This is a genomic window from Streptococcus bovismuti (genome assembly GCF_042436615.2).
Taxonomy (GTDB): domain Bacteria; phylum Bacillota; class Bacilli; order Lactobacillales; family Streptococcaceae; genus Streptococcus.
The window spans coordinates 1-10,393 of record NZ_JBHMFR020000004.1 but is presented as its reverse complement, the minus strand read 5'-3'; the positions used below and the strand labels follow the sequence as shown (position 1 = coordinate 10,393).

8 protein-coding genes, 1 other RNA gene and 1 pseudogene are annotated in these 10,393 nt (G+C 40.8%); 2 read left to right on the top strand and 8 right to left on the bottom strand.

What is annotated here, in order from left to right; genetic code table 11:
• Positions 1-145: 145 nt before the first annotated feature.
• From ACERDH_RS05390 to ACERDH_RS05360, 7 genes are all read right to left on the bottom strand, one after another.
• Complete coding sequence (locus ACERDH_RS05390) at positions 146-835, bottom strand: response regulator transcription factor (protein ID WP_020903407.1); 690 nt, start codon at positions 833-835, stop codon at positions 146-148.
• Positions 836-846: 11 nt separating this feature from the next.
• Positions 847-2,271: an NADP-dependent phosphogluconate dehydrogenase gene (gene gndA, locus ACERDH_RS05385; protein WP_265527672.1), complete on the bottom strand. Its 1,425-nt coding sequence runs from the start codon at positions 2,269-2,271 to the stop codon at positions 847-849.
• A 75-nt stretch (positions 2,272-2,346) separates the two neighbouring features.
• Positions 2,347-3,756, bottom strand: a complete 1,410-nt coding sequence (gene mapZ / locus ACERDH_RS05380) for a cell division site-positioning protein MapZ (RefSeq protein ID WP_386684163.1) — start codon at positions 3,754-3,756, stop codon at positions 2,347-2,349.
• A gap of 12 nt (positions 3,757-3,768) precedes the next feature.
• The gene (locus ACERDH_RS05375) at positions 3,769-4,926 is read right to left on the bottom strand and encodes a THUMP domain-containing class I SAM-dependent RNA methyltransferase (protein WP_386684160.1); all 1,158 of its coding nucleotides are present in this window, start codon (positions 4,924-4,926) and stop codon (positions 3,769-3,771) included.
• Positions 4,927-5,010: 84 nt separating this feature from the next.
• Positions 5,011-5,392, bottom strand: an RNA gene (gene rnpB / locus ACERDH_RS05370) — RNase P RNA component class B.
• Positions 5,393-5,412: 20 nt separating this feature from the next.
• Positions 5,413-5,742 carry a cell division regulator GpsB gene (gene gpsB / locus ACERDH_RS05365; protein ID WP_000146534.1) on the bottom strand — a complete coding sequence of 110 codons (330 nt, stop codon included), beginning with the start codon at positions 5,740-5,742 and terminating at the stop codon, positions 5,413-5,415.
• A gap of 72 nt (positions 5,743-5,814) precedes the next feature.
• On the bottom strand, positions 5,815-6,342 hold the full coding sequence (locus ACERDH_RS05360; protein ID WP_000205316.1) for an SLOG family protein: 528 nt from the start codon (positions 6,340-6,342) through the stop codon (positions 5,815-5,817).
• Positions 6,343-6,408: 66 nt separating this feature from the next.
• Here ACERDH_RS05360 and recU point away from each other — a divergent pair, with 66 nt between their 5' ends.
• Positions 6,409-7,005, top strand: a complete 597-nt coding sequence (recU, locus tag ACERDH_RS05355) for a Holliday junction resolvase RecU (protein WP_084927851.1) — start codon at positions 6,409-6,411, stop codon at positions 7,003-7,005.
• A complete protein-coding gene (pbp1a, locus tag ACERDH_RS05350; protein WP_386684155.1) occupies positions 7,002-9,200 on the top strand; it encodes a penicillin-binding protein PBP1A in 2,199 nt (732 codons plus the stop codon). Before recU ends, pbp1a begins: the two co-directional genes overlap by 4 nt.
• Before the next feature lie 135 nt (positions 9,201-9,335).
• On the opposite strand, the pseudogene ACERDH_RS05345 reads toward pbp1a, so the two are convergent.
• Positions 9,336-10,283: pseudogene (locus ACERDH_RS05345) on the bottom strand (periplasmic substrate-binding domain-containing protein); the annotation flags it as partial.
• Positions 10,284-10,393 lie beyond the last annotated feature (110 nt).

Here is a 10,393-nt window from a genome sequence, read left to right as displayed (position 1 = left end):
TTATATTTTCACAAAAAAAGCGATTGTTTCCTTCACAATCGCTCAGTGCTAAAATAAAACTTTTAAGCAAACTAGGAAAAAGACTCAAGAAAGAAATTGATAAACTCAGTTGCATGATTACAACTGAGTTCACCTAACCTATTTTCTATTCTTGCATGGTGTAACCGACACCACGCACGGTTTTAATGTAGCTTTTTTGACCTTTTACATCAAGCTTGCTACGTAGATAACGGATATAGACATCCACGATATTTGTTTCGGTCGCACTTTCATACTTCCAAACACTTTCCAATAACTGCTCACGAGTCAGAACTTTCTTGCTTCCCATAAGAGTAGCCAAGAGGTCATACTCACGACGGGTCAGAGCAATCATCTCTTCGCCACGATAAACGGTATGATGTTCTACATCCATACGCAGATTGCGATAAGACGTTGGAACCTTCATCTGACTACAGTGTTGGTCGATAAAGTCCCGACCTCGGAAAATCGCTGAAATACGGGCCACCAAATTGTCAATAATAACCGGCTTATAGATGTAAGAAACGGCAAAGCGTTGGATTGCCTCAATCTGATCTTGCAATTCTTCGCGATGGTCCAAGACCATGATCACTGAGGCTGGCTTAGTCCGACTCAGCTTGTCTGCAAAATCCTGGGCTGTCATATCCCCCAGACGAGCATTCAATAAAATCAAGTCATAGTCTGTCTGAAGAGCCATGGAGAGGGCCTTTTGCCCCTCCTCAACCTGATCAACTCGGTATTGCTCTTTTTGGAGTTCCAAACTTAAAAAATGAGCTAGATTTCGTTCTTTCTCAAGTAATAAAATCCGTTTCCCCATGGCAGACCTACTTATTTTTCGTCATACCAAGAGTAGTGGAATGTTCCTTCTTTGTCTTTACGTTGGTAAGTGTGGGCACCAAAGTAATCACGTTGCGCTTGGATCAAGTTAGCTGGAAGGTCAGCTGAACGGTAGCTATCAAAGTAAGTAATAGCTGCTGAGAAAGTTGGCACTGGAACACCAGCTTGAACCGCAAGAGCTACGATATCACGCACTGCTTGTTGGTACTTAGCAGTAACATCCAAGAAGTACTCATCCAAAAGAAGGTTGGCAAGATCTGCATCACGGTTGTAAGCATCTGTAATCTTTTGCAAGAAACGAGAACGGATGATACAGCCATCACGCCAGATAGATGCAATATCTGCAAATGGCAAGTTCCAGTTGTTTTCTTTAGAAGCTACACGCAATTGCGCAAAACCTTGTGCGTATGAAATGATTTTTGAGAAGTAAAGGGCTTGACGGATCTTTTCAACCAACTCAGCCTTGTCTCCTTCAAATTTGAAGGCAGCTGGTTTTGGAAGAACCTTGCTTGCATGCACACGTTCTTCTTTGTAAGTTGAAATGTAGCGAGCAAATACTGACTCAGTGATGAGTGACAATGGCACACCAAGGTCAAGTGATGATTGGCTAGTCCATTTACCAGTTCCCTTGTTGCCTGCAGCGTCAAGGATGTAGTCTACGATTGGTCCGTCTTGGCCTTCATCGTCTTTACGACTCAAGATATCAGCTGTGATTTCGATTAAGTAGCTGTCCAATTCACCCTTGTTCCACTCAGTAAAGATTTCAGCCATATCTTCTGCAGAAAGGCCTAGCAAGTGTTGCATCAAGTCATAACTTTCTGCGATCAATTGCATATCACCATACTCGATACCGTTGTGAACCATTTTCACATAGTGACCAGCTCCATCAGGACCGATATAAGTCACACATGGTTTGCCATCTTCTGGTGCTTTAGCTGAGATTTCTTCAAGAACATCCGCAACTAATTCGTAGGCCTCTTTTTGTCCACCAGGCATGATAGAAGGACCTTCTAGGGCACCTTTTTCACCACCAGAAACCCCAGTACCGATAAAGTTGATACCTGAGTTTGCCAATTCTTCATTACGACGGATGGTATCTTTGTAGAAAGTGTTTCCTCCGTCGATCAAGATATCACCCTTGTCAAGGTGTGGAAGAAGGGCTTGAATTGTAGCATCTGTACCAGGTCCAGCTTGAACCATGAGCATGATACGACGAGGTTTTTCGATTGAGTTTACAAAACTTTCAACGTCATAGCTTGGTACAAAGTTCTTTTCAGGATGGCAAGCAATTACATCTTCAGTTTTTTCTTTACTACGGTTGTAGATAGCAACTGTGTAACCACGAGATTCAATATTAAGGGCAAGGTTACGACCCATTACGGCCATACCAACAACACCAAAGTTAGCTTTTGTCATTTGACACTCCTCTTGTTTAATTTGTTTTATTTTATCATTTTTACTTTTGAAAAGAAAGAATTTTGTAACGACTGCTTAGTAGTCCAAGTCATCCGCATGTCCAGAACCATTTCCAACAAAGTATCCTGTCTTACAGTTAAGGGTAAAGAGATAGGTTCCATCTGGTTTGTAGAGGTTGTAATAACCATTGCCATTAACGATATTAACACGCTCAAGGATATATTGGTTACCAGTGATATAACCACGTGAACGTGAAGTCGCTAGAATTTGTTCTAAGACACCATCCGCGAAATCCCAGGCAGAATTATTGCTATCATCAATAGCAGACTGGTTATAAGAAACACGACTCGCACTTCTTTGAACAGCAACTCCTGCACTTGACACACCCATATTGACTTCACTGCGTGTACTTCTAGTTTCAGTTGAGGCAGTATTTGAACTACTTGGGCTTGTCTCACTAGCAGTATTTTCGCTTGCTTGACTAGAGCTTGAGTTGCTAGTTTCACTTGAACTTGAGCTTGAAGCACTTGTTTGCTGGCTCTTACCAAGACTGATAGCCTTATCTAGAACTTTATCAAGCTCCGTATTTCCAGTTTTAATATCTGTAAATTTAGCATCTGATTTAGCTTTAGCGTTAGTATCCAAGACACCATCCACAATAGCTGGCTTCTCAAATTGAGCATTGACATCTTGAATAGCCTTGATTTGAGTTGCTAGGCTATCATACTTAGATTTTGCAAGTGTATATTCACGACTACCTTCTAGCTTATCAAGTAAAGTTTTTAGTTGGCTCAGTTTATCAAACTGGCTATTCTTCAGAGCCGTTTTGTTGCTATCTGTATAGAAGGCATCATATAAATTATTGAATTCTTCTGCATCTGACTGCGTATTTGTAGTTGATTGAGAAGTTTGGATTTCCTTGGTCGAACGAGCCACTTGACGATAAACATAATAACCAGTTCCAAGGATAAGAACCACTAAGGCTGCTAGAATACCGTACAGCACCCATTTCTTCTTACTTTTTCCATCTTCACTATCTGTGACTCGAGAACGTGTGAGAGCCTCTTCCGTTCCAACTAATGGTACCTCTTCCGTCTCAAATTCTTCGACAAGAGGAGCTTCTGAAACTCGTGTTAATTCTAAATCATCAAACTGATTCAATTCATCTTCTGGAGCTGGAGAAGTTACTCCTGTTTCCTCACGAAGCTCTTGAAGCAAATTATCCAGAGTCTGAGTCTCCTCTACCTCTTCTTTTTCAACTAGATCATCCTTGCTAAACTGACGTGTTTCAAACTTATCTGCTTCAATTTCATCTTTATGTTGTTTCACATACTTGTCCAAGATAGAATCTCCAGGCAATACACCTGCTTCCACCTCTTCATTTTTTCGCATAGCTTCTCCAACTGTTAGCTCTTTGGCTTCATCAAAATCAAATTGCGCTTCTTGATGTTCTGCTTTATGACGATTCCGTCTTTTCTTACTCATGAGTTTTCCTTTCTACTTTACTTCCTGACGTTTAACACGCTGACCGAAATATTGATACAAATCAACTTTTAAAGTTCCATTGTACAACTTACGTTTCTTATCCGCCTGACTACCGTACTTGGTCTCAAAGGCTTCATCACTGGTTAAGATAAACTTGCTCCACGTTTTCAGCGGTGCAAATACTTGACCCATTTCAGCATAAAGCTTGGTAACCCCTGCATCATCTGACAAGCGTTCACCATAAGGTGGGTTAGAGATAATCACTCCATTGATTTTATCAGAACGCAAATCCTGCACGCGCATCTGCTTAAAGGTAATATCTCCTGCAACTCCTGCTGCCTGAGCATTGGCCTTAGCAATTTCCACCATACGTGCATCGATATCACATCCCATAATATCCAGTTCCAGCTCACGATCCACTTTCTTAGCCGCCTCTGTGCGCACTTCTTGGATCAAGCGATCGCTAATCCAGTTCCACTCCTCAAAGGCAAAGGAACGACGAAGACCAGGAGCCATCTTTCTAGCAATCATAACTGCCTCTATACAGAAAGTTCCTGAACCACAGGTCGGATCAATCAAGGGCTTGTCTGGATACCAGTTAGAGAGTTGTAAAATGGCTGCCGCCATGTTTTCCTTGATAGGAGCGCCACCCTTTTCCGTACGATAACCACGTTTAAAGAGACTGGAGCCTGTCGTATCAATCATGACAGTTGCCACATCTTTGAGAATAGAGACCTCAATCTTAAACTCTGGGCCATTCTCCATCAGTGGAACACCTTCTGGGCGGGCGTAGTGTTTCTGCAACTTCTTAACAACAGCCTTCTTTGAAATAGCCTGTACACTTGGCTCATTGTGCAGTTTAGATTTAACACATTTAGCTTTGGCAATCGGAAAGCGAGCTCCAAGCGGTAAATAATTTTCCCAATCTAGGGCGAAAACTCCCTGAAACAGCTCCTCAAAAGTCTTAGCTGGGAAAGTTCCTACGATAATCTTAATACGGTCCGCTGCACGAAGCCAGAGATTAGTTTCGATGATGGCTCTCGCGTCACCTTGAAAACGAACACGGCCGTTTTCAACCTGACAATCGTAGCCCAACTCCCGCATTTCTCGTCCCACAACGGCTTCAAGACCCGCCGCCGCGGTCGCGATTAAATTAAATTCTTTTTTCATTTTACAGTCTTATAAGACCTTTCTATATGTCCACTTTAAAAAATGAGGTTGAGAAAATTTCTCAGCCCCAACCTATATGCAATTTTCTATAAGCCATGTTTTGTTCCAGAAGTGACTAGGACCACTCCCTTCGATAATCATCTGTCTACCACTAACAGCCTACAGCTGATAGCAGTCAGAGTACTACGTTCGTTTCCGCGTACTCCATGCCCCGACCGAAATTTGGGTTGCTAGCTTGAGGGGTTTACCGCGTTCCACTCTCTCCGTTTCCAGAAAGACTCCGTCACTGTGGCACTTTCAAGTCTACTCTGGCCTATCCGAGGACTTAGCCATTTCAACTGCCGTAACGATTTCTCGTCCCTAGGCTTATGGTTTCGCCTAGCACAAACACTACAGGCATCACAGCCTGTGCTAGCATGGACTTTCCTCATGAAAAGAAATTCTCCTCACGCGATTATCCAAAAATTGCACTTTTCAAATAAGCTCTTACAAATCAGAGTTATCCAAAATTTGTTTGCCAAACACTTCTTTCTCAAGACGATTTAGACGTTTCAAAATATCAAAATTCGTCATAGAAGTTGTAGCTGTCATTTCAAGAGGTTCTGCTTGAACCGGTGCAGATTCAGGTTTGCGAGACAATTCTTCCTTCAACTCTGCAATTTCTTGACGGAGAGACTTGACTAGGGCAGCATAAGTTTCGTAGTCCTTGATGACATCGTCCAAAAATTCATCAACTTCAACCTTACTATATCCACGGACTTCACGTCCAAACTCTTGCTCGAAAATATCTTTCGCTGAAAAAATAATACTTGCCATCTCTCTCTCCATTCTCGGTTTCTAATAGTATTATTATATAAAAAAAGGCATACAAAAATCAAGGTCAAAGCCTTACTTTTCAGAAAAATTTTCTGCTAGCTCATTTAAGTCTTCAAACGTTAACCTTTTTATGCGATAACCTGCCTGATTTTTCATCAAATTGTCCATAAATTTTAATTTGGTCTCATTTTCTGGGTCATAGAAAAAATAAGCTAAGTCAGTATTTTCCAGCAAAAATCGTTGGTAGTCTCGTAGTTGCCCCATGTGTTCATATTTAGGATAGGCATATTTGACAAAATCGACCTGCTTAAATTGGTTAAGTTTAAGCTGATTCGCTTCATTCCAATTTTCCCCGTGTGTTTCAAAATCAAAAATTGTCGCTAGGCTGAAATCATATTCTTCTTTCATTTCATTTGCGACATCTAGCACCCAGGATTCAAATCCCAAGTTTCCTGTAAAGACCAGCCATTTAATCCCTTCTTCTGCTAAACTTTCTAAATCACGGCGAATGGCTTTCTTTATAATTTTTAACCTGATATCTTTTTCATTAAACAAACCCAAGTCAAAATTAGAATATCCCATAATTAAAGCTGTAGTCATTTTTACACCTTTCTTTATATTTTTATGGTATAATAGAGTGATGTTATTGTACCAATAAGGAGAAATATGGTCAACTATCCTCATAAAATTTCATCGAAAAAAAGCCAAACATCCATTTCTCAACCAAAAAATTTCGCAAATCGAGGAATGACTTTTGAAAAGATGATTAACGCTACCAACGACTACTATCTAACGCATGGCATGGCAGTTATCCATAAAAAGCCAACGCCTGTTCAGATAGTTCGAGTAGACTATCCTCAACGTAGTCGGGCCAAAATTGTAGAAGCCTATTTTAGACAAGCTTCCACAACAGATTACTCTGGCGTGTATAGAGGATATTACATTGACTTTGAAGCTAAAGAAACGCGACAAAAGAATGCTATCCCAATGAAGAACTTCCATCTTCACCAGATTCAACATATGGAACAAGTTCTAGAACAGCAGGGCATTTGCTTCGTACTGCTTCATTTTTCTTCTCAACAGGAAACTTATTTGTTGCCGGCACTTGATTTGATTCGCTTTTATCATCAAGATAAGGGTCAAAAATCAATGCCACTTGGATATATTCAAGAATATGGATATTTGGTTGAGCAAGGAGCTTTCCCTCAAATTCCCTATCTCGATATTATCAAAGAACATTTACTAGGTGGTAAAACAAGATGAATAAACAAACTATTCTGCGGTTCTTAAAGTATATTGGAATTACATTCCTCACCTTATTTATCGCACTATTTCTATTAGGTGGAGGTCTTTTCCTCTACTTTGTTAGCAAGGCCCCAGCCTTATCTGAAAGTAAATTAGTTGCGACAACCTCTAGCAAGATTTATGACAATAAAAACGAACTGATTGCTGACTTGGGATCTGAACGTCGCGTAAATGCTCAATCCAATGAAATCCCTACGGATTTGGTCAAGGCTATCGTATCTATCGAAGACCACCGTTTCTTTGATCATAGAGGTGTTGATACCATTCGTATCATGGGGGCAGCATTGAGAAACCTCCAAGGGAAAGGAGGGCTACAAGGGGCTTCGACCTTGACTCAGCAATTGATTAAATTAACTTATTTCTCTACTTCAACTGCTGACCAAACCTTGTCACGTAAAGCCCAAGAAGCTTGGCTGGCCGTTCAACTAGAACAAAAAGCAACCAAGCAAGAAATCCTGACCTACTACATCAACAAAGTCTACATGTCTAACGGTAACTATGGAATGCAAACCGCAGCCGAAAATTACTATGGAAAAGACTTGAAGGATTTAAGCTTACCACAGTTAGCACTCCTAGCCGGAATGCCTCAAGCCCCAAACCAATATGATCCATATTCCCACCCAGAAGCTGCTCTAGAGCGTCGGAACTTAGTACTTTCAGAAATGAAGGGACAGAAATATATCAGTGCAGAAGATTACGAAAAAGCTATTAATACGCCTATCACTGATGGACTTCAAAGCTTGAAGTCAGCCAATAGTTACCCTGCCTATATGGACAACTACCTCAAAGAAGTAATCGACCAAGTCGAACAAGAAACGGGCTACAACCTTCTTACCACAGGTATGGAAGTCTATACTAATGTCGACAAAGATGTTCAACAGCGACTTTGGGATGTTTACAATACAGATGAGTACGTTGCTTATCCAGATGATGAACTTCAAGTAGCTTCCACTATTGTGGATGTAACAAATGGTAAAGTCATTGCTCAGTTAGGTGCCCGTCACCAATCAAGTAATGTATCTTTTGGAATCAACCAAGCCGTTGAAACCAACCGTGACTGGGGTTCTACTATGAAACCAATCACTGACTATGCTCCCGCTTTAGAATATGGAGTCTATGACTCTACTGCCTCTATTGTACATGATGTTCCTTATAACTATCCTGGTACTGATACTCCTGTCTACAACTGGGATCATGGCTACTTTGGGAATATTACAATTCAGTATGCACTCCAACAATCACGTAATGTTACAGCAGTCGAAACCTTAAATAAAGTTGGTTTAGATCGAGCGAAAACCTTCCTAAATGGCTTAGGTATCGATTATCCAAGCATCCACTATGCTAACGCCATTTCAAGTAATACAACAGAATCTAACAAACAATACGGTGCAAGTAGTGAAAAAATAGCTGCTGCTTATGCCGCCTTTGCTAATGGTGGTACTTACCACAAACCAATGTATATCAATAAGATTGTCTTTAGTGATGGTAGTGAAAAAGAATTTTCTGATGCTGGTACACGAGCTATGAAAGAAACTACTGCCTATATGATGACCGAAATGATGAAAACTGTTTTAGCATACGGAACCGGACGTGGTGCTTACCTACCATGGCTTCCACAAGCAGGTAAGACAGGTACTTCTAACTATACTGACGACGAAATTGAAAAGTATATCAAGAACACTGGCTACGTAGCTCCAGATGAAATGTTTGTAGGTTATACTCGTAAGTATTCTATGGCTGTATGGACTGGTTACTCAAATCGTTTAACTCCAATCGTTGGAGATGGTTTCCTAGTTGCTGCTAAGGTTTATCGCTCAATGATTTCGTATCTATCAGAAGATGACCAACCTGGAGATTGGACGATGCCAGAGGGCTTGTATAGAAATGGAGAATTTGTCTTCCAAAATAGTGCCAAAAACACTTGGAATAATCAATCTACACAACAAACGCAAATAGTAGAGAACCCAAGTACAACAACAGCTGAAAGTTCAACTACACAAGCAAGTACGACGGTTGGCCAACAACCCCATAATGCTCCAGCAGCTGATCCTAATCAAGGACAAGCTGGTCAGGCTGGTCAGCCAACACAACCAGTACAACCAGTACAACCAACGCCACAGAATCCACAAGTTCAACAGCAACCACAACAGTAAAAGGAAAATCCTGAGAAGCAAAACTCAGGATTTTTTCTACAATAAAATACATTTTGTAATATCGAACATAGGATAGGCATCAATCTATTTTCTCGAAACCAAAAGAAGTTAGCTAGCAACTAACTTCTTTTTATCTTATTTCACATGTTTTGCGAGTTCTTCTTGCGCTTTTTTATTGGATTCTTCTTTTTCTTTCATCCATTTTTCTTGAGCTTTTTGATATTCATCTGCAGTGACTGCCTTGTCTTGAAGTCCAAGATATTTGTATCGAAGCGGATCGCTTGTCCCCTTGTTACCTGCGAAAGCGAAAGGTAAGGTAAATGGTACCATCTTAGACAAGATTGGACGACCTGTACGAGATGTCGTTGGAATGACTAGGGCACTATCTGTCAACCATGCTTGAGCTTCGGCATACTTGTTATAACGTTTTGTAACATCTGTAGTTTCTTCCCCTGCTTCATTGACCATTTTATCATAATCATTGAGACCAACCTTCTTAGCCGCCTCATTGTCTTTTCCTGAATCAAATCCTAGGTAAGTTCTCGTATTTTCTCCTACAGAAGGCTTGATGATATCAAGATAAGTTGATGGATCTGAGAAGTCTGGCCCCCATCCAACGTTATCAGAAAGATCCCAATCTTCGCCAGCAGCAGTTTGTGCAAATAAAGTGACATTAAGCACTTCATCTTTTTGCAATTGTTGAATATCAATAATGACATTATCAGTTCCTAAAGTTGCTTCCAAGGATTGTTTCATAGATTGGACACGCTGAACTTTTGTAGTTGCTGTTTGGTCAACAGGCATATCTAGGTGAATTGGGAATTGTACTCCCTCAGCTTGAAGGGATGCCTTGGCTTTAGCAAATTCTGCTTTGGCTTTTTCTGGATTATAGAGACCATCTTGGGCATCAGCAAGGTTCACATCCTTCCATTCATCTCCATAAGTCACCAATTTTTCCTTGACCATGTCACCAAAGTTTTTCCCATCTGCTTGGACAAATGTTGGTGGTACAAAAATATTACGTAAGATTTTGCTTGCACCGTTTTGTCCATTTAGCTGAGAGGCATAAGCTGTACGATCAAATCATGACCACCCGTCAAACGGGTGGTTTGTCCCAGGGCTATAAGCCCAAATTACCAGCCAGCGCCTAAAGACGCTGGCTTTCACTTTGTTCAAGCCTTATTGCTCTTGAC

What these genes read in the sequence shown, in the direction of transcription:
- pbp1a (WP_386684155.1), top strand. Translation starts at nt 7,002, where the DNA reads ATGAATAAACAAACTATTCTGCGGTTCTTAAAGTATATTGGAATTACA.
- ACERDH_RS05360 (WP_000205316.1), bottom strand. Translation starts at nt 6,342, where the DNA reads ATGACTACAGCTTTAATTATGGGATATTCTAATTTTGACTTGGGTTTG.
- mapZ (WP_386684163.1), bottom strand. Translation starts at nt 3,756, where the DNA reads ATGAGTAAGAAAAGACGGAATCGTCATAAAGCAGAACATCAAGAAGCG.
- gndA (WP_265527672.1), bottom strand. Translation starts at nt 2,271, where the DNA reads ATGACAAAAGCTAACTTTGGTGTTGTTGGTATGGCCGTAATGGGTCGT.
- ACERDH_RS05375 (WP_386684160.1), bottom strand. Translation starts at nt 4,926, where the DNA reads ATGAAAAAAGAATTTAATTTAATCGCGACCGCGGCGGCGGGTCTTGAA.
- ACERDH_RS05390 (WP_020903407.1), bottom strand. Translation starts at nt 835, where the DNA reads ATGGGGAAACGGATTTTATTACTTGAGAAAGAACGAAATCTAGCTCAT.
- recU (WP_084927851.1), top strand. Translation starts at nt 6,409, where the DNA reads ATGGTCAACTATCCTCATAAAATTTCATCGAAAAAAAGCCAAACATCC.
- gpsB (WP_000146534.1), bottom strand. Translation starts at nt 5,742, where the DNA reads ATGGCAAGTATTATTTTTTCAGCGAAAGATATTTTCGAGCAAGAGTTT.